The sequence below is a fragment of the Janthinobacterium sp. SUN026 genome (assembly GCF_030397625.1).
In the GTDB taxonomy this organism is placed as follows: Bacteria; Pseudomonadota; Gammaproteobacteria; order Burkholderiales; family Burkholderiaceae_D; genus Janthinobacterium; species Janthinobacterium kumbetense.
This window is the reverse complement of record NZ_JAPQNU010000001.1, coordinates 1611950-1632757: the sequence shown is the minus strand read 5'-3', so window position 1 is coordinate 1632757 and position 20808 is coordinate 1611950. Positions and strand designations below refer to the sequence as shown.

The following is a 20808-nucleotide window of genomic DNA, read 5'->3' as shown; positions in this document are numbered from 1 at the left end:
TTATTGCGCATGGCTGCCTCCTGCGGCTGGCGCGGCGGCGGGTACGCGCGGTGCGACGACAGGCTGGTTGGCGCTGTCCGTTGCCTGGGCCGGCGCGGCGGCCGGCTGGCTGCTGAAACTCAAGCCCCCTCCCTTGCCGCCCTCCCTTTCCACGCTGCGCACCTCGCCCTGCGCGCGGCGCGCCTTGACTTGCTCGAGCACGGGATTCGAGCACGAACCCTCGATGAAGTCGGCGCGCAGCAGCTCGCCGTTCTTGGTATCGAGGAACAGGCTGTGCGGATCGCCCAGGTTGCGGTTCGACGCTTCCATCATGCGGCTGGCGCGCGGCAAGGTTGCGCCATCGACCTTGATGACATGGCTGTTCGGCGTGATGCCGCAATAGCTGTACTTGCCTTCCACGTCCGTGGTGAAGTTCGTGCCATCTTCCATGTACAGCCGCACGCCCGGGATGCCCAGTTCCTCGCCGTCCTGCACGTGGTTGTTGTTGCAGTCCACAAACACCTTGCCGGCGATACAGGCATCCGTCGTGAACACACCGCCCGTCACCTTCACTTTCGCGCGCGCCTCGTTCGAGGGCGGGCCGTTGGTGGTCGTTGCCTGGGCCCGGTTGATGCCGTCGCCCTGCAGCGAACCGACGCCCACGCGCAGGCGGTAGCGGAAGCTGGCGCTGGCGTTCGGCGCCAGCGATTCCAGCTTGAAGCTCAGCTGGGGACCGGGCTTGCCGGAAGGATCGGGCTGCAACACATTGTTGCGCGTGGTGGTGCCGTCGATGTAGCGGAAGCCGGCCGGCAGTTTATCGAGCACGCTGACGCCGAACGCCGTCGCCAGGCCCGTGTTCTTCACCTCGATCGTGTATTGCAGGCTGTCGCCGATCTCGGCTTGCGCCTTGTTGACGCTCTTGCTGATCAACAACATCGGCTTGTCCTTCGTGTTGAACACGACGGGCGTAAAGCTGGGCGGCGTGGCGCCTGGCGTGGCCGGCAGCAGCAAGGTGTCGGCCGAGCTGGCCAGGGCCAGCACGCTGGCCGGCGCCACCGGCGTGCTGATCCCGCCGGCGCCGCTGTAGCTATGGCCGATGTTGCGCCCGCTCCCATCCGTGCCCAGCATGGTGCTCGCATACACCTGGTTCAATTGCGGCACGGTGGGAATCGCCGCCACGCTGCCGAAGTCGACCAGTACCGTGAAGACGATGTTGCAGCTTTCCTGCGGCTGCAAGTCGCCCTGGCCGCTCAGCAAGCCAAACACGGTGACGCCGTTGAAGTCGGCATTCGCCGCGCAAGCCGTGGCGCCGGCGGGCCGCGCCGTGACGGCCAGGCTGCCCGGCTTGAAAGTGACGCTGGTGGCCGTGGGGAAGACGGCCTTCAGGTTTTCCGCCACCTGCACCATGGTCGAGGTCGGGTAACCGGCAGGATAGCGGTTGGCCGCCTGCACGGTGTAGCTGATCTCGAACTTGCTGGCATCGACCTGCTGCTGCGCCGACACGGCCTTGATGACATCGACCACTTGCCGCAGCAACACCACGGGCGTGGGCGTGTCTTCGCCCGTGAAGGCGACGCCGCCCACGGTATCCGACGCATTGCCGTTGCGGTTAGGATCGACCTTGTCCGCCAGCGCGGCCACCTCCGCCGCCGTCGCCGCGGCGCCCGCATGGCCGCCGCCATTGTTGGACGCATCGAACACGAGGCTGCCCACGGGCGGCGTGTAAGTGGGGTTGGCGGCGATCACGCCTGCCGCCGGGGCGGGCGGCACGCTGATGGTACCGCCCCCGTTGGCGACATTGCCGCCCAGCGCGCTGGCAAACACGCTGTTGTTGTACTGCGGCAAGGTCGTCTCCTGCACCGTGATTTCCACGGTGAAAGTAATGACGCTCAACTCGCCCTCGCCCAAGGCAGCATCACCATTGAGCAAACGCAAGTCGCTGCCGCCGCAACCGCCCGTAAAGCCCGGATTGACGGCCAGCTGCCGGCTGCCGCCAATGGCGGGCGCGGCAGGCGGCGCGACGATGCGGCACGCGACCGGTTCGGGGAAGGCGGCGCGCAGGCTGTCGAGCGCCTGCACATTCTGCGCCGCGCCCTTGCCCACGTTGCGGATCACCACCGTGTACGGCACGTTGAAGACCTTGGCCGACAGCTGGGTCACCTTGCCCACGCCCAGCGCCGCGCCGATGGCGGGATTCGCCACTTCCGTGACGGCCGTGCAATCGGATGCCTGCGCGCAACGCGGCAAGTCGGGACCTGTCGGCACGATGGTATTGCTCAGGGTGCCGCTGGCCGCCACTTTCGCACTCACCGTGACGGCGGCCACGGCATTCGGCGCCAGGCCGGCCGGCACCGTGCAGACGAGTTTATTCGCCGCCAGCGGCGCGCACGTGGTCGGTGCGGCGGGCGTGACGACGATCTCCGCCAGGCTGGCGGCCAGGTCGTCCGTCAAGGTGATGGCCGCCGTGGTGGCGCCGCTGCCGCTGTTGGTGGCCGTGATGGTCCAGCTGACGGTGTCGCCGATGCTGGCATTGGCCTTGTCCGCCACTTTTTTCACCATCACGCTGGGGCTGGTGACGTTGGTAGTGGTCTGGCAATCGGCCGGAGACAAGCACAGCGGCGCATCGGGCCCGGACGGCACGACGCGGTTGAGCGCCGCGCCCGCCTGGGTGACGGTCGCCGACACTTCTACGCTGGCTTCGCCGCCATTGCCGATCAGGCCGGCAGGCACGCTGCAAGTGAGCACATTGCCGGCCACGGGCGCGCAAGTGGCGCGCACGGGCGTGAGCACCACATTCGCCAGGCCGGCCGGCAAGGTGTCGACCAGGGTCATGACGGCGCGCGTGGGGCCGGTTCCCGTGTTGCTGGCCGTGATGGTCCATACGACGGTATCGCCCACATTGGCGCTGGCACGGTTGACGCTTTTCCGCACCGCTACCTTGGGTCCCGTCAGCACGACGCTCGATTCGCAGCTGTTCGCCTGCGCGCAGGCTGGATTGTCGGGTCCGCTCGGCATGACGCGGTTCGACAGCACGCCTTCCAGCGTGCCCGTGGCCGTCACGCGCACGCTGCGCGTGCCATTGCCGATAGCCAATTGACCAGCAGCAATGCTGCAGCTTTGCACGCTGTTCGCCACCCAGTTCGCCAGCGGCGGGCACGTCACGCCCGCATCGGCGTTGACCGCCAGCACCGTCAGGTTCGGCGGCAGGATGTCCGCCAGGGTCACCACGCCCAGGTTGGCCACGCCGCCGCTGTTGATGGCGGTAATGGTCCAGATGATGCTGTCGCCCACGTTGGCATTGCCGACGTTGGCCGTCTTGCTGACGCGAATCACGGGACCAGGCATGGTCACCGTGGCCGTGTTCGGCAAGTCGTACTGCACTTCCGTCGAGCTGGTGGCGATGATGCTGACGATGGTCGACACATTGCTGGCCGGCTGGATATACGACAGGCCGAAGCTGTGCAGTTCGTTGGCCGCCAGGCTGGCGGGCAAGCCCGTCACCGTCAGCATGCCGCTGACGGCGTCATAGCTGCCGGCCGCACCGCTCAGGGTCACGCCCATCAGGCCTTGCGCCAGTTTCAGGCTGTACGTCACGTTCTCGGCCGTGCCGGGACCCACATTGCTGTAGCTGACGATGCCGTTGATCTGGTCGCCGGCGCTGGTGGTGCCGGGGAAACCGTTCAGGGTGGTGGTCACGTCGACCAGCAGCTTGATGGCCGTGGTGGTGGTGGTGCAGTCCGCCGCCTGCGCACAGACAGGATTGTCCGGGCCGCTTGGCAACACCGTGTTCTGCAACACGCCGGCCGCGCTGGCCGTGGCCCGCAGCACCACTTGCGCCTGTCCGCCCGGCGCCAGGCCGGCCGTCACGCTGCACGTGACGATATTGCCTGCCACGGGCGCGCAGGTGGCCAGCTGCGTGGACAGCACTTGCACGCCGCTGACGCCCGCTGGCAGGTTGTCGGTCAGCACGATGGCGGACTTGGTCGCGCCCGTGCCGCCATTGCTGGCAGTAATGGTCCAGGTCAGCAAGTCGCCCACGCTGACACTGCTCTTGTCGACGCTCTTGCGCACCGTCACTTGCGGCGCGACGAGGGTCGTCGTGGCTTGGCAAGCGCCGGCCGTATCGCAGGCGGGATTGTCGCCGCCGCTGGGCACGACGCGGTTCGACAGGCTGCCGCCCGCAGTGCCGCGTCCCGTGATGACGACCTTGCGGCTGCCATTGCCGGCGGCCAATTGACCTGCCGCAATCGTGCATGACTGCACGCTGCCTGCCGTCCAGCTGGCGGCCGGCGGACAGCTCACGCCCCCATCGGGCGTCACGCCGAGCACGACGATATTGGCGGGCAGCACGTCGGCGATGACGACGGCGTTTTGATTCGGCAAGTTGCCCGTGTTCGTCGCCGTGATGCTCCAGGTCAGGATATCACCGACGGCCGCGTTCACCTTGTCGACCGTCTTGCTGGCGCGAATCACGGGGCCGGGCAAGTTCGTCGTCGCCGTATTCGGCAAGTCGTTGACGATTTCCGTGGAACTGGTCCCCACCACGCTGGTGATGCGCGAGCTGTTGCTGGCCGGCTGGGTGTAGAACAGGTTGAAACTGGCACTCTGCCCCGCGATCAGGGTGGCTGGCAAGCCGCTCAGCACGTACAAGCCCGTGGCGCTGTTGTAGACGCCGCTGATACCGGGCGCGCCGCTGACGGGGCTGAGCGAGACGCCGCCGAGGCCCGCTTCCAGCTGCAGGCTGTAAGTCACCGTTTCCGCCACGCCCGGCCCCACGTTGGCAAACGTCACCACGCCGCGGATGGCGTCGCCCGCATTGCTGCTGGCGGGAAAACCGTTGAGGGTGGTGGTCACGTCGACCAGCAGTTTCGACACCACCGTGGTGGTCTGGCAATCGCCGGGCACGGCGCAGACGGGATTGTCCGGCCCGCCCGGTAATAATGCATTGACGAGGCTGCCCGACAGGGTCGCCGTGGCGCTCAGCTTGACGGTGGCGGCGCTGCCGGCGGCCAGGCCGGCCGGCACGCTGCAGTTGACGACATTGCCCGCCGGCACAGCGCAAGTGACGGGCGCCGTGGGCGTCACCAGCACGTTCGCCAAGCCCGCAGGCAAGGTATCGGCCAGGGTGGCGATGGCCGTGCTGGGACCGCTGCCGCTATTGCGCAGGGTCAAGGTCCACGTCAGGGTATCGCCCACGTTGGCCGCCGTCTTGTCGACCGTCTTGCTGGCGTGCAGCAGCGGCGAACTGACGGTGCTGGTGGTGCTGCAATCGCCCGCCTGCAGGCAGACGGGGTTATCCGTGCCGCTGGCGCTGACGCCATTCACCAGGCTGCCAGCGGCGGCGGCGCGCGCCGTCACTTGCAGCGTGGCATTGGCGCCGGCAGCCAGGCCGGCCGGCACGCTGCACGTGAGCACATTGCCGGCCAGCGGCGCGCAGGTGACGGGCGCGGCGGGCGTGACGACGATATTCGCCAGGCCGGCCGGCAAGGTGTCGGTGAGGGTGACGACGGCCGTGCTGGCCCCCGTGCCGCTATTGGCCAGCGTGACCGTCCACGTCAGGCTGTCGCCGATATTCAGGGCCAGCTTGTCGACGCTCTTGCTCAGCGCCAGGCTGGGGCTGGTGATGGTGGTCTGCGTCTGGCAGCTGTTGGCCTGGAAGCAGGCTGGATTGTCAGGACCGCTCGGCATGACCTGATTGGCCAGGTTGCCGCCCGCGCTGGCCTTGCCGGTCAGCACGATCTGGCGCTGGCCGTTGCCGGCCGCCAGCTGGCCGATGGCCACGCTGCAGCTCTGGCTGCTGTTGGCCACCCAGCTGGCCAGCGGCGGACAGGTGACGCCGCTGTCGGGCGCCACATTCGTCACGACGATATTGGCTGGCAGCAAGTCCGTCAGGATCACTGCGCCCTGGTTGGCCAGGCTGCCCGTGTTGCTGGCTGTAATCGTCCATATAATTTCCTCGCCGACATTCGCCACGGCCTTGTTGGCCGTCTTGCTGACGCGAATGATAGAGCCAGGCATGGTGACGGTGGCCACGTTGGGCTGGTCGTTCGGCACTTCCGTCGATGTCGTGGCGATACGGCTGACCACGGTCGACAGGTTGCTGGCCGGCTGGATGTAACTGAGCTGGAAGCTGAAGCCCTGCCCCGCCGCCAGGGTGGCCGGCACGCCGCTGAAGGTCACCAGGCCGGAGCCGCCGTTGTAGCTGCCCGTCACGCCGCCGATGCTGACGCCGGCCAGGCCGGGCGCCAGTTGCAGGCTGTACGTCACGCCTTCGGCCGGGCCGGGGCCGATATTGCTGAAATTGACGGTGCCCGCTATCGTGTCGCCCGCATGTGTGCTGCCGGGAAAGCCGTTCAGGGTGGTGGTCACGTCGACCAGCAGTTTCACGGCCGTGCTGGTGGTGCTGCAATCGCCGGGCTGCGGGCAGACGGGATTATCAAGACCGCTCGGCACGACCGTATTGACATAGGCGCCGGCCGCATTGGCCACGCCCTTGACGACGATATTGAGCGTGGCGCCTGCCGCCATGCCGGCGGGAATGGAACACACGAGCTGGTTGCCGTTCGGCACCGCGCACGTGGCGGGCGACGCGGGCAACACTTGCCACAGGGTCAGGTTGGCCGGCAAGGTGTCCGTCAGGGTGACGATGCCCATGGTCGCGCCCGTGCCCGTATTGGCCACGGCTATCGTCCACGTCAGCGCCTCGCCCACGTTGATATTGCTCTTGTCGACGGTTTTACGCACGGCCACTTGCGGGCTGAGGATGGTGGTGGTCGTCTGGCACGAAGCGGCCTGGGCGCAGGCGGGATTGTCTGGCCCGCTCGGCAACACTTTATTGCCCAGGCTGCCTCCAGCCGTGCCCCTGGCCGTGATGGTGATGCTGCGGCTGCCATTCACGGCGGCCAGCTGGCCTGGCGCGACGGTACACGCTTGCGCGCTGTTGGCCAGCCAGCTGGCCAGCGGCGGACAGCTGACGCCCGCGCCCGGCGTGACGGACAGCACCGCCACGTTGGCGGGCAGGATGTCGGTCAGGGTCAGCACGCCCAGGTTGGCCAGGCTGCCCGTGTTCGTGGCCGTGATGGCCCAGGTGATCGTCTCGCCCACGTTGGCCGTCGTCTTGTCGGCCAGTTTCGTCACGCGGATGATGGGGCCGGGCACGGTTGCCGTGGCCGTGTTCGGCAAGTGGTTCGCCACTTCCACGGAGGTGGTGGCGATGCTCGACGTCACCATCGACAGGTTGTCGGCCGGCTGCGTGTAGCTGACATTGAAACTGGTGCTCTGGCCATTCGCCAGGCCCACGGGCAAGCCGCTGAGGGTGACGACGCCCGTGGCGGAATTGTAGCTGCCCACGGCGCCCGTCAGGGTGACATTGCTCAAGCCGGGCGTCAGTTGCAGGGTGTACGTGACGCCTTCGGCCGGGCCCGGTCCCACGTTGGCGTAGGTGACGGTGCCGGAAATCATGTCGCCCGCCAGGGTATTCGGCGGGAAATTGTTCAGGGTGGTGGTGACGTCGACCAGCAGCTTGACCACCGTGGTGGTGGTGCCGCAATCGCCGGGTAGCACGCAGGCGGGAGTGTCGGGACCCGATGGCAGCACGCTGTTGACGGCGGCGCCAGCCACGGTGACTGTAGCGCTGACGACGATTTTCGCCGAGGCGCCGGGGGCCAGGCCGGCCGGCACGCTGCATGCGAGGTTCTGGCCCGCCACGGGCGCGCAGGTGGCGGGCGCCTGCGGGCTGACGACGACGTTCGACAGCCCTGCCGGCAAGGTGTCGGCCAAGGTGACGGCGCCCGTGCTGGCGCCCGTGCCGCTATTGCTCACCGTCAAGGTCCACGTGAGCGTGTCGCCCACGTTGATGCTGGCCTTGTCGACGGTCTTCTTCACGGCCACGTTCGGCCTGGTGACGGTAGTGGTGGTCTGGCAATCGCCCGGCGTGGCGCAGGCAGGATTGTCGACGCCGCCCGGCACGAGGCTGTTGGCCACCGTGCCGGCCGCATTCGCCACGGCCTTGATGGTCACCGTTGCCTGCATGCCGCTGGCCAGGCCAGGCGGCACCGTGCAGGTCAGCGTGGTGCCGGCGGGCACGCCGCAACTGGCGGGCGCCACCGGCAGGATCTGCAGCGCGCCCACGTTGGCGGGCAAGGTGTCGGTCAGGGTGATCGGGCCATTCGTGGGGCCGCTGCCGCTGTTGATGGCTTTCAGGGTCCACGTGATGGTGTCGCCGAGGTTGACGGTGGTCCTGTCGACGCCTTTCGTCACGGCCACGCTGGGGCTGGTCACCGTGCTGGTGGTGGCGCAGGCGGCAGGCGTGGCGCAGGCCGGGTTGTCGGCGCCGGACGGCACGACGCTGTTGGCATACGTTCCCGCCGCCGCAGGCTGGGCCGTGACGGTGAAACCGGCCACGCCGCCATTCGCGGCCAGGCCGGCCGGCACCGTGCACGTGAGGGTATTGCCCACCGGCGCGGCGCACGTGGCGCTGCCGACCAGCGCCACGTTCACGCCCGTCAGGTTGGCCGGCAAGGTGTCGGTCAGGGTGATGGGCGCGGTGCTCGCGCCATCGCCGCTATTGGTCGCCGTGACGCTCCAGGTCAGGGTGGCGCCGATATTGATGCTGGCGTGGTCGACGGTTTTCGTCACCGCCACTTTGGGGCTGGTGATCGCAGTGACCGTACTGCAATTTTCCGCCGTGGCGCAGGATGGATTATCGGGGCCGGCCGGCATGATGCGGTTGGCCAGGCTGCCGCCCGCCGTCGCATGCGCCGTGATGCTGACGCTGCGGCTGCCGTTCAGGGCCGCCAGCTGGCCGGCGGCGATGGTGCACGTCTGGGTGCTCGACGCCACCCAGGCCGCCAGCGGCGGGCAGGTCACCCCGGACGCCGCCACCACGTTCGTCACCACCAGGTTGGGCGGCAGCAGATCGGCCAGGCTCACGATGCCCTGGTTGGCGATATTGCCCGTATTGCTGGCCGTAATCGTCCACGTGATGTTCTCGCCCACGTTGGCCGTCAGCTTGTCGGCCACCTTGGTGACGCGCACGTTCGGCCCCGGCACCATCACGGTGGCCGTATTCGGCAAATCGTTGGCCACTTCGACCGAAGAGGTGCCGACCACGCTGGTGACAAACGAGGTGTTCGTGGGCGGCTGCGTATAGCTGAGATTGAAGGTGACGCCCTGCCCGGCCGCCAGGTTCGGCGGCAGGCCCGACAGGACGATGAAACCCGTGCCCGCGTTGTACACACCCGTCACGCCGCCGACGGACACGCCCGTCAAGCCGGGCGGCAATTGCAGCGTGTACGTGACGTTTTCCGCCGTGCCCGGTCCCATGTTGCGGTAGGTAACCGTGCCGCTGATGGCATCGCCCGCATTCGTCGAGCCGGGAAAGCCGTTCAGGGTGGTGGTGACGTCCACCAGCGCCTTGCTGACCACGGTGGTGGTCTGGCAGGCACCGGCCGTGGCGCAGCTGGCGCCATTGCCGCCGGACGGCGCCACGCTGTTGATGAAACTGCCCGCCGCCATCGGCACGCCAGTGAGGCTGACCAGGGCGCTGGTGCCCGGCGCCAGGCCGGCCGGCACGGTGCAGCTGAGCGTATTGCCGGCCAGCGGCGCGCAGGTGGCGGGCGCCGTGGGCGTGACGACGATGCCGGCCAGGTTGGCCGGCAAGGTATCGGTCAGGGTCAGGATGGCCGTGGTGGCGCCCGTGCCGGTGTTGTTCGCCGTCAAGGTCCACTGCACGGTGTCGCCGATGAAGGCGCTGGTCTTGTCGACGCTTTTTTGCACGCGCACGAGCGGGCTGACGATGCCCAGGGTGTCGCTGTCGACGTTGTTCGCGGGGATCGGGTCCAGCGTGCTTGCGCCGGCCGTGGTGGTGATCGTCAGGCTGCCGCTGGCGGGCAGGTTGAAGGTGGAACTGCAATTGATGCGCGAGCCGGGAATGAAGGGCGACACGGGCGCGCTGCAGGTGGCCGTGGCGCCGGCGGGCAAGCCGCTCATCACGCAGGTGGGCGCGGCCGCGCTGTCGGGGCCGTTGTTCGTGCACACGCCCGTCACCGTCACGGGCGAACCGGCATTGTAGGGACCGGCCGGCACCGTCGTGACGGCTTGCATGTCCGCCTGCAGGCGGCGGTTGCTGATGGTACAGGTGACGGGCGCCTCGGGCATGGTGAAGTTGCCCGCGTTGGCCGCGCCGCTGGAAATGACGGCCGCCGTATCCGTGCGCACGCAACTGTAGCTGCTCTGGTACTGGGCCAGCACGGTGGCCGCGCCCCCGGTTTCCGCAAACGTCGCGAGGTTGCCCACGCGCACCACGGCGCTGGCCGTGGCGCCGTTACCGCCCTGCACGCCTGCCGTGCCGTTGGCATTCATGATGAACAGGCCGCTGTCGCCGGCCGGCGCCAGCACCTTGAGCACCGTCAAGGTATTCGTCCTGACCGTGGCCGTGGTGCTGCTGCTGTTGTTGCTCAGATCGCTATCCGTTTCGTTGGGCGAAACGGTCACGTTGGCCGTATTCACGATGCTGGCGGCGTCGCCCGGCGTGGCCGTGACCGTCACCGTCAGGTAGGCACCCGCGGTGGGATCGCTGACGGCGCCATTCACGGGCAGGTTGCCCATGGTTATGCTCACGTTGTTGCTGCCCGAACCCGAGGTTTTCGTGCCGCAGGAAGCGCTGCCGCTAGCGGCGCAAGTCCAGCTGACATTGCTCAGGCTAGCCGGCAGCACATCGCTAAAGGTGGCGCCCGTGCTGAGGGCCGGGCCGCGGTTCCACACTTTCATGGTGTAGCTCAGGGGCTTGCCGACGGAAAACTGCGCCGGTCCCACCTTGCTGACGGCCAGGTCCGTCTTGCTATTGGTACAGTCGGCATAGGAACTGGCCAGGCCGGGATCGCGCAATTGCGCAGCAGGAATAATTTCCGTCACATTGTCGGGACGCGTCCAGCGCATGTGCAAATAATTGATGCCGCCGACGTTATTCCACAGGACGCGGGCCAGATAACAGCCGCCGGGCGTGGCGCTATTGAAATTGCCGGCCAAATTCTGGAAATCCGTTTCATTATTCGAATATTCGGCCACGCTGCCCACGGCCACGTTGTACACGGTATTGCGGTAATTGGTCGAATATTGGGTCGAGAAATCCACCTTCACATCGTCATCGTGCGCGACGCTGAATTTGTAATTGCCCGCCTGCGGAAACACCACCAGCGTGTACATCACGCGGCCCATGATCCAGGCCCGGCAGGCGGCCGACGTTTGCTGCGTATCGAAGTTGCATAGCTGCCCGGGATTGGCGGTCGTGCCATTGGCCCAGTCCAGCTGCGCCGACGTCCCCGTGCGCGCCGCGTTGGTGGCGGGATTGGCGGCCAGCGCCGCCAGACTGGCGAGCCGGCCCGTGCTGCCCGCGTTGAAGCCGTTGTTGTAATTGGGCGCGGGCGGATTGGCCGGCACCCGCTCGATGCCGCGGTAATCCTCCCACAACACCTGTGCGGCGGCGGGCGCGGCGGCGCCCAGCAGCAGGGAAGCGAGCGCCAGCGGCGCAACATGACACTTGGAAAGATGAGGCAGGCGGGCGCGGCCGGCAAGCGCGGCCAGCATCCCCAGATAGCGCCCGGCGGACGAAAAAGCTGCGTGGCGGCCGGAACGGCCTGCCGTTTCCTGGTGTGTTTTGATCATGTTGTTCGCTAAGAAATGTACCGCTGCAAGATGCAGACAAATATAAAAATGACATTTATTTGTCATGATTATATGAACAAGTAACACTTCAAGCGTACGACAACAGTGGTTTTTTTGTTTCCAACAATGAAATTAAATTATCTCGTTGATATTTCACAACACATTCATCGAATTCATCGTGTAGTCACGCCGACATTCTATTTTTACCGCATACTGATTAGCTCGACATTATATTTAAATTATCATTTACATAATCATGCGAAACTATCAAACGCGTAGTTTGTTTTTCAAAAGAAACTATTAATGCTAATTAACAGCATTAATTCGAATACGCCTTTTCCCGGCATGCGCGGCAATCCCGCCATTCGATTTTGCACCGCCGCACATTCATTTTCTGGCGCCTGCTGTTAATACCAATTCCATTGCATTTACGTCCACTTCCCTGCAAGACAGGGCATGCGGCTGAAGGAATTGGTCTTGCAAAACGGCCGCATATGCGTCGCGGCTATCGCACCGGTGCCCGGATCGCTTACTATCGCCCCATCGCGCCCTGCGCCACCGCCACCCCTTTGCCAGGAGTCCTCATTGATGCCCCACGCCCCTCGCCGCCTGCTGCTGGCCTGCGCCTGCGCCTTGCTCGCGGCCTGCAGCCCGTTCGCCCCGCCGCCGCCCGCCTCGCTCCCGGCCGCGCCAGTAGCCGCGCCAGCCATGCAGGCGCCGCCCTGGCAACAGCCGGGCGTGCGCATCTTGCACATCGCCCCGCAGGAATCCCTGCTGACCATCACCGTGCGCCGCGGCGGCGCGCTGGCGCGGCTCGGGCATGACCACGTGGTGGCCAGCCGCAGCCTGCAGGGCGTGGTGGCGCCCGCGCCGGGACGCGCGCAGTTCCGCTTCCGGCTCGACGAGATGAGTGTGGATGAAGCCGGCCTGCGCCAGGCGGCCGGCTTGACGACGACGCCGTCGGCCGACGCCATCGCGGGCACGCGCCACAACATGCTGGTGCGCGTGCTCGAGGCGGAACGCTATCCGTGGGTAAACATCGAAGCGCGCCGCACGGGCGACAAGGAAGTGCTCGAGGCGGACATCACCCTGCATGGCGTGACGCGCACGCTGCAGCTGCCGGTGCGGATTGAGGAATCGGCCGATGGCCGCCAGCTGCAGGCCAGCGGCAGCCTGCTCTTGAAACAGAGCGACTTCGGCATCGTGCCCTTCGCCGTCCTGGGCGGCGCCATGGCCGTGCAGGATCAGATGGAACTGGCGTTTCGCATTACCGCCAGGCAAGAGCTCAGCGCGCCAGGATCAGGCGCAAGCCCAGGCCGATGAAGATGGTGCCGGCCACGCGGTCGAGCCACAGGCCGGCGCGCGGACGGCGGTTCAGCCAGTGTCCGACGGCGCCGGAAAAATAGCCGAGCAGGCCGAACAGCACGCAAGCCTGCGCCGTGAAGACGAGGCCCAGCTGCGCCGTTTGCCAGCTGGCATTACCCTGGCCCGCGACGATGAACTGCGGCAGGAACGACAGGAAAAACAGCACGACTTTCGGATTGATACTGTTGGCAAACAAGCCCTTGCCGAACAGGCGCAGCAGCGATTCGTCCGGCAAGGCCGCCGCGCCATCGACCTTGGCGCCGCCGCGGCTGCGCAAGGCCCCGATGCCCAGCCACACCAGATATAGCCCGCCGGCCACTTTCAGCGCGGTAAATGCCGTGGGCGAGGCGGCCAGCAGGGCCGATACGCCGATGGTCGCCAGCACGGTGTGCGTGAGGCAGCCAAGGGCGCAGCCCAGGCCGAACGCCATGCCCTGACGGCGTCCGCGCGACATGCCCACGCCCAGCACCATCAGGTTGTCGGGGCCGGGACTGGCGGTAATGAGGACGGCGGCGGCCAGGAAGGCCAGGAACTGGTCGGGACTGAGCATGAATATCTCGCGAGCAAAGGCGCCATGATACCGGAGCGGGCGTCATGCCGGCAGGACATGAAATTGCCCGTATGCCAGCAAGAGTCGATTAAAATGGGCACTCCACAGCAAACGGCGTTGCCGCCGCTTCCCGCGCGACCATCACCAAACCCATCGATGCCAGCCCACCCGCCCCTTTCCCGCCACCGCGCTTCCAGCTCCCGCGTCTGCGCCTGGCTATGCGGCTGGCCGCTCCTGTTCGGCCTGCTGATCGGCCTGCTGGGCCTGGCGGGTGGGGCGCAGGCGGCGCCCTTGCCCCTGAGCAAGCAAGGCATCCAGCACCTGGGCAACGGTGGGCAACTGTTTCTCGCCGGAAATGACGCCGTGCCCGCCGATGCGGCCGCCCTGCCCGCCTGGCTGGCGCACCAGCGCCCGGCCAGCCAGGTCGACCTGTTCGGCGGCGCCTACTGGCTGCACGCGCAGGTGCGCAACGACAGCGGCGAAACGGCCTGGGTCATCGACCCGAACGACACCCTGATCGACCTGGTCGACGTGTACGTGTATGGCCCCGGACTGCAGGCGGCGCCGCAGACCTTGCTGACGGGCTACCAGCGTCCGCACGAGTATTTGTTGCACTACGGCAGGAACGTGCAACTGGCGCCCGGCGCCACGTATGACATCCTGATCCGTTTTTCCAGCCCCTATTACGCGCGCGCGCCGCTGTTCGGCGTGCAGACGCAGCAGGATTACCGCAAGCTGGTGGGCAAGGAAAACTTCCTGATGGTGGCGTCCATCGGCGCCCTGCTGGCGCTGGGCCTGTTCAATTTCTTCATCTTTTCCATCACCCTGGAAAAAGCCTCGGCCTATTACGCGCTGTACGTGCTGACCTATGGCCTGGCCTGGGCCATGACCTTCCACGTCTTTGCCGACCTGTTCGACTGGCGCCTGCTGCAGCTGCATTACGTGCCGTTTTTCCTGCTGCCCGTCTTCAGCACCCTGTTCTACACGCATTTCCTGCGCCTGCGCGACTACTCGCCCCTGCTGCACCGCATCAGCAAGGTCAACCTGGTGCTGCCCCTGCTGCTGCTGCCCAGCTGCTTCTTCGCCCTGTCGTATGCGCACACGCTGGCCACCATCGTCATCAGCATCTGGATGCTGCTGGCGCTCGTCTGCGGCATCGTCGTCTGGTGCCGCGGCTACCAGCCGGCGCGCTTCTTCGTGCTGGCCTTCGTCGCCCTGATGCTGCCCGGCTTCCTGATCCTGCCGGCCAACCTGGGCCTGATGCCGGCCATGGTGGCCAACGCCCAGCTGGTGACCCTGCTCGGCGGCACGCTCGACGGCTTGCTGCTGGCCTTTGCCCTGGCCGACCAGATCCGCCTGCTGCGCAACAACCTGGAACAGCGCGTGCAGGAGCGCACCCTGGCGCTCACCCTCAGCAACGACGCCCTGCTGAAAGCCAAGGAGCACGCGGAAGTGGTCAGCCGCCACCGCATCGATTTTCTGTCCGCCATGAGCCACGACATCCGCACGCCGCTGGCCGGCGTGATCGGCATGCTGAAATTCGCCCTGCGCGACCAGTCCGTCAAAGGCCGCACGCAGGAATACCTGCGCATCGGCTTGCACAATGGCGTATCGCTGTTGACCATTCTCAACGACATCCTCGATTTCTCGAAGATCGACGCCGGCAAGCTGACCCTGGAAACCGTGGACTTCGACCTGCTGGCGCTGATCGGCGACGCGGCCGGCATCGTGCAGGGCCAGGCCGACGCCAAGAGCCTGCTGCTGCGCCGCGAACTGGCGCTGGACTTGCCGCGCTACGTGCGCGCCGATCCCACGCGCCTGCGGCAAATCCTCATCAACCTGCTGGGCAATGCGCTGAAATTCACGGCGAATGGCGAAGTGCTGCTGGAAGTGCGGCGCGCCCGCACGCCGCCGCGCCGCGACGGCCGCAGCGAGATCGAATTCATCATCAGCGACACGGGCCCCGGCATCGACGCGGACACCTTGCCGCGCTTGTTCCAGAAATTCGAGCAGGCCGACCATTCCACCACGCGGCGCTACGGCGGCACGGGCCTGGGCCTGGCCATCTGCAAGGAGCTGGTCGAACTGATGAACGGCACGATCGGCGTGGAAAGCCGCATCGGCATCGGCTCGCGCTTCCATTTCACCTTGCCGCTGACGCCAGGCAGCGCGCCGGCGGCCGACGCGCGCCGGCCGGCACGCCACGCGCGCCACGCCTGCCGCCTGCGCATCCTGTGCGCCGAAGACGTGCGCACCAACCAGATCATCATCGGCACCCTGCTCGAAAGCATGGGGCATGCCGTGACCATCGTGGAAAACGGCGAGCAGGCGCTGCGCGCGCTGGGTGCGGGCGCCTACGATTGCGTGCTGATGGATGGCCGCATGCCGCTGATGGATGGCGAGCAGGCGGCGCGCCTGATCCGCGACGGCGGCAACGCCGAATTCCCCATTCCCGACGCGCACATTCCCATCCTCGCGCTGACGGCCAACGCCAGCGAACATGACCGGCAACGCTATCTGGCCGCCGGCATGGACGACTTCCTCAGCAAGCCCGTCGACGAAGCGCTGCTGTTCGAGAAAATCGACGCCCTCATCGACCTGTTGCTGGCGCGCGGCCACGCGCTGCCGCCTGCCGCGCCCACCGGGGACGACAGCCTGGCGCGCCAGTTCGGCCTGGACGAGGCCAACACGGCGCAGGCGGAGACGCCGGCCGATCCCATGACGGCGCCCGTGCACATTTTGCCGCTGGCCGGCCTGTCGCCGCAGCATTTGCAGCGCATCGCGCAAGCGTTCCTGACGGAAGCGCCGCGGCGCCTGGACCTGGCTTGCCACGCCGTGCGCGATGGCAACGCCAGCGCGGCGGCGGCCGCCTTCCACGCCCTGAAGGGCAGCGCCGGCTACCTGAGCCGCCCCACCCTGCACGGCCTGTGCCACCAGATGGAAACCCTGGCCTCGAACGGCCAGCTCGATAACGTGGAACAGTTCCTGCCGCAGTTACAGGAGGCGCTGAGCGTGGCGCGGCGCGACCTGGAAACTCAGCCCGCCGGCTGAGCCATCCAGCCGTGCGCTTGCAGCCACGCCAGCAACAGCCGTGGCCATGCGGCCGGCTCGCTGCCCGGCTTGCCCAGGCCCCAGCCATGGCCGCCGCGCTGGAACAAATGCAGCTCGACGGGCACGCCCGCGCGGCGCAGGGCGGCCGCCATCAGCTGGCTGTTCTCGGGCGGCGCAATCGGGTCATCGAGCGCCTGCGCAATGAACATGGGCGGCGTGCGCGCATGGACGTGCAATTCCACCGACAGCGCATCGCGCGCCGCCTGCGCGGGGTGACGTCCCAGCAACTGCTTTTTCGCGTGCGTCGTGTCGAATGGCGCCTGCATGGTCAGCACGGGATACAGCAGCACGGCAAAGTCCGGGCGCGCGGAGACGGCATCGACCGCATCGACGGGCGCGTAGCGGGCCGCGTCGGGCTGGACGGCCGTCATGCCGGCCAGGTGGGCGCCGGCGGAAAATCCCAGCATGCCGATGCGTGCCGGGTCGATGCCCCATTCGGCCGCGCGCGCACGGATCACGCGCATGGCGCGCTGGCCATCCTGGAACGGCGCGCTGACGCCTCCCCCCTCCTGCGGCAGGCGGTACACGAGTTCAAACGCCGTGACGCCCTGCGCCTGCAGCCAGCGGGCAGTGGGGCCGCTCTCCTTGCCCGCCTCGATATGCGCATAGCCGCCGCCGCTGACCAGGAGCATGGCGATACCGTTCGGCTGCGCCGGGCGGTGCGCGATCAAATACGGTTGTTCGACCTGCGTGATGGAACCCCTGGCGCTGTCGCGCTGCGGGCCCGACGCCGCGCCACCGGGCGGCGCGCCGGGCCACAGCATGATCGCGCCGGGCGGCGCGGCGACCGCGTGCAGGTTGATACAGATCAGAAACAACAGCATCAGGCGTTGCATGATTCGCTCGCGCAGGGAACAATGAAACGCCATCATAGCGAAATAACTAAAAATCCGTCTCGCCCTGGATCACGGCCGGATACCCCGTCATGGCGCGCGACGTCTGCATGCCCGCCATCACGGCCGCCTCCACGCAGCCTGCGTTGATGCCCGTCTTGATCCAGTCGCCCGTGAGGAACAGGTTGCTGAACCCCGACTGGTCGGCGGCCAGCCGGTACTGCGTGCTGTTCACCACCGACATCACATAGCGCTCGGACGGGTCGACATTGGCGCGCCAGTACTGGCTGTCGAACCGGGCCGCGCCCGTGGCCGCCTTCGCGTCGACCAGCCATTGCCACGGGAACGCGCCCGGCCCGCCCGCCTCGGGCCACAGCGCGCCGATCTCGTGCTCCAGCTGGTGCAGCGCGCCCTGCTTCGCCCTGGCCGCGCAGCGGGCGGGGAAATCCGTGTCGGTGACGGGCGGATAGCTGTCGACGGGGAAGGCGCTGCAAAAGTACGAGACGTTTTTCGGTGCCAGTCCCGCCGGCCAATCCTCGTGCGCCAACAATTGATCCATCGGCGCCCACGTGTCGTACGGCTCCGTGAAGGCCGACAGCACCGGCTGCTGGCCCTTCGGTTGCGTGGTCCAGCCCATCTGACGCAAGTCCTTGTTGAGCCACACCTGATAGGCTTGCGTAGCCACGGTTTTCACCTTGTCGGCCGCCAGCTGCAGGGCCGGGCTTTGCGCCAGCAGTTGCGGACACAGGGCTGGCAACGAGCCGATGGAAATGCCGAACACCACCTTGTCGAAATCGACGCCCTTCTTCAATACCGTGGCGGGCAGCGCGCGGCCGAACGCTTGCCGGTACTGCTGCGGCCAGTCGCTCCAGTACGATTCCAGGTTGACCTCTTTCTCCTGCAGCAGCGCCGCCTGCGCCGGTTCGATCTGCGCGTAATCGGGCGCGCTGGGCCAGCACGCCAGGCCTTTCACGTCGACCAGCGGCGCATAGCCGGCGGCGGGGTCCTTCAATTGCACCTGCTCGGTGATGCGGATGCTGTCGATATCGCCCGCGCCCGGCACCAGTTCTTCCACGCGCTGGAAGAACTTGAATTCCACGCCCCTTTTTTTCAACACTTCGTACAGCGGCGTGAAGATCGTGTCGCCCATGCCGGCCTGCATCTTGAACATGATGCCGCCCTTGTAGGCCAGGCCGATGCGCGCCATCGCCCGCAACAGCGTCCCCGCCTCGATGTTCGGTTTCGCAAAATCGCCGCCTTCGTAGGCGAACACCAGGTCATAGAAGCCGCGCACGGGCGCCGAGTTGACGCTGAACTGCTCGTCGCCGCCATGCTTGCGCAGCCAGTCGCGGAAATCGATATCGTTGATGACGTCGAAGCCGTTCTTGAACACGCCATCCTGGAACATGCCCTTCATGACCGTGATGCCCAGGTCCAGGCAAATGAACAGGCGGCGCAATTCGTCGTCGCCATCGATCAGGGCCCGGTAGCGCAGGCGCAGCCAGGCGCGGATGCCGTTCAGGGTGCTGGCCAGCAGCTGGTGGCGGGCCTGGTCATGGCGCGTGGAGTCCGGCGCCAGGTCGGCCACCAGCGCCACCAGCGCGCCCACGGACAGGCCCACGTCCAGTCCCAGCTCGTCGGCCTGCCCCACCACTTCATCGGCCAGGCGGCGCAGCCAGCCCGGCCACACGCCCTCGCCTTGCGACGCGCTGGCACGCACGATGCGCGCATCGGCGTCCGCCACCTGCCGGATCTGGCGTATCCACTGCTCGATCCAGCCCACCATGGCGACGGCCATCTGCCACAGGGTGATGTCTTCGCCGCCCTCGCCCGGCTCGCCCGGCAAGGTGGGAAAGACGATGGACCAGTTGCGCCACTTGCCCTTGACGTCTTCCGACAGGGCCACGTAGTCGTGCTGCTTGAAAGCGTCGCGCCAGGTGGCCAGCGGCGCGCCGGGCGGACGGTCCAGGCTCGCATACGCTTCCTTGATCATCCTGAAGGCGTTCGCATAAAAGCCGAACCAGATGTGCAGGCCGTGCTCCTCGATGCGCTGGCCCGCTTGCGCATTGCGTCCGCTGGCACCCTTGCCTCCCAGGCGCCAGCCCAGCTGGTAGACGGTGATGGCGTGCCGGTTTTGCCAGCCCGGCTGGTTCGTCAGATAATACGCGGTGGTCATGGCCGCCACGCCGCCGCCGAGGATGGCGATCTTTTCCGGCGCGATGCGGGAATTGTCGACCAGTTCCTCGCCCGGCATGGCCGTGAAGTCGAAATTCACCTGGAACGGCAAGATCGCCGCCTGCGGCCCCAGTTTCAGGCCCAGGGTCTGGTCCAGCGGGAAGCTGTCGAAGGCGTGCAGCGTGCATTCGTATTCGTAGCCAAGCAGGCGCGCACTGTGCAGGCGGTTGATCTCGGCCGGCGCGGCCACCAGGGCCTGGTACACGGCTTTCACGCCCGCGCTGTCGGGGAATTGCTTGAGGAAAATCTGGTCGATGCGGGGATTGCGCAGCAGCGACAAAACATCGGCCCAGCCGGCCTGATCCATGTCAAAGAAATCGGGGATGGACAGGAAAATCTGGAACGCCTGCTCGATGAGTTCCAGGAAACTGTTGATGGGTTTGTGCTGCCCCGTCTGCACGGTGGCGTTGACTTCCAGCAAAGGGTGCAGTGCCAGTTTTGTTTCCGGCGAAAAATGCTGGAAACCCTTGGCGGCCACGGAGCAGCGCAGCGGCTCGCTGCCGGCGGCGGGGATCTCGTAGTCGCACAGATACTTCGGGTAGCCGAACAGTTCGCGCCCGTTGATCAGGGCCATGGCGTCATCGACGAAGATATGGCACGGATACCAGTAGATATGCGCGAGCTTGCCGGCGGCATCCATCTGGCCGACCATGATCCAGGTGACGATATCGACTTCCGTGATCCAGCCCTTGGCCTGGTCGACGGGGTTGGCGGAATCCGCATGGTTGACGCGCGTAAACGTCAACATCACATACGGCGACAGGGCTTTCAGGGTCATCTTGCTGCCCGCCACCTGATTCAGGGTGGTATTCACGGTCGCCTGCAGCTTCGCCAGGTCGCCCCTGACGAAATAGCCGTACATTTCCGACTGTTTCAATTGCAGCGGCGAGTGCATCATCACCGAACCGCCCTGATAGATATACGAAGGTCTTGCCGAAGGTATCGCCGTCATTGCCCTGCCCCCAATTTAAATTTCAGACAAACAAGATTTCCACAGTGTATTTGAGAAATATCAATGAATGATATGAAATAAATTAAAGGATTTGCCAAGATGCATAGGCTCGGCCGGGA

6 protein-coding genes are annotated in these 20808 nt (G+C 66.5%); 2 read left to right on the top strand and 4 right to left on the bottom strand.

Annotated elements, in window-relative coordinates; genetic code table 11:
• A complete protein-coding gene (locus OX459_RS07435) occupies positions 1 to 11643 on the bottom strand; it encodes a hypothetical protein (protein ID WP_289904408.1) in 11643 nt (3880 codons plus the stop codon).
• 588 nt (positions 11644 to 12231) lie between these two features.
• Between OX459_RS07435 and OX459_RS07430 the strand changes: the two genes are divergently transcribed.
• A complete protein-coding gene (locus tag OX459_RS07430; RefSeq protein ID WP_289904406.1) occupies positions 12232 to 12966 on the top strand; it encodes a YceI family protein in 735 nt (244 codons plus the stop codon).
• Here OX459_RS07430 and OX459_RS07425 read toward each other — a convergent pair.
• A complete protein-coding gene (locus OX459_RS07425; protein ID WP_251348108.1) occupies positions 12929 to 13558 on the bottom strand; it encodes a LysE family translocator in 630 nt (209 codons plus the stop codon). The two genes, OX459_RS07430 and OX459_RS07425, sit on opposite strands and share 38 nt — an antisense overlap.
• A 156-nt stretch (positions 13559 to 13714) precedes the next feature.
• On the opposite strand from OX459_RS07425, the gene OX459_RS07420 reads away from it, so the two are divergent.
• Positions 13715 to 16609 carry a hybrid sensor histidine kinase/response regulator gene (locus tag OX459_RS07420; RefSeq protein WP_289904405.1) on the top strand — a complete coding sequence of 965 codons (2895 nt, stop codon included), beginning with the start codon at positions 13715 to 13717 and terminating at the stop codon, positions 16607 to 16609.
• On the opposite strand, the gene OX459_RS07415 is transcribed toward OX459_RS07420, so the two are convergent.
• Both OX459_RS07415 and OX459_RS07410 read right to left on the bottom strand, forming a co-directional pair.
• Positions 16594 to 17505: an alpha/beta hydrolase gene (locus OX459_RS07415; RefSeq protein ID WP_289904403.1), complete on the bottom strand. Its 912-nt coding sequence runs from the start codon at positions 17503 to 17505 to the stop codon at positions 16594 to 16596. The two genes, OX459_RS07420 and OX459_RS07415, sit on opposite strands and share 16 nt — an antisense overlap.
• A gap of 46 nt (positions 17506 to 17551) precedes the next feature.
• Entirely contained in the window at positions 17552 to 20689 is a 3138-nt protein-coding gene (locus tag OX459_RS07410; RefSeq protein WP_289904402.1) for an NAD(P)-binding protein, read from the bottom strand.
• Positions 20690 to 20808: the final 119 nt, after the last annotated feature.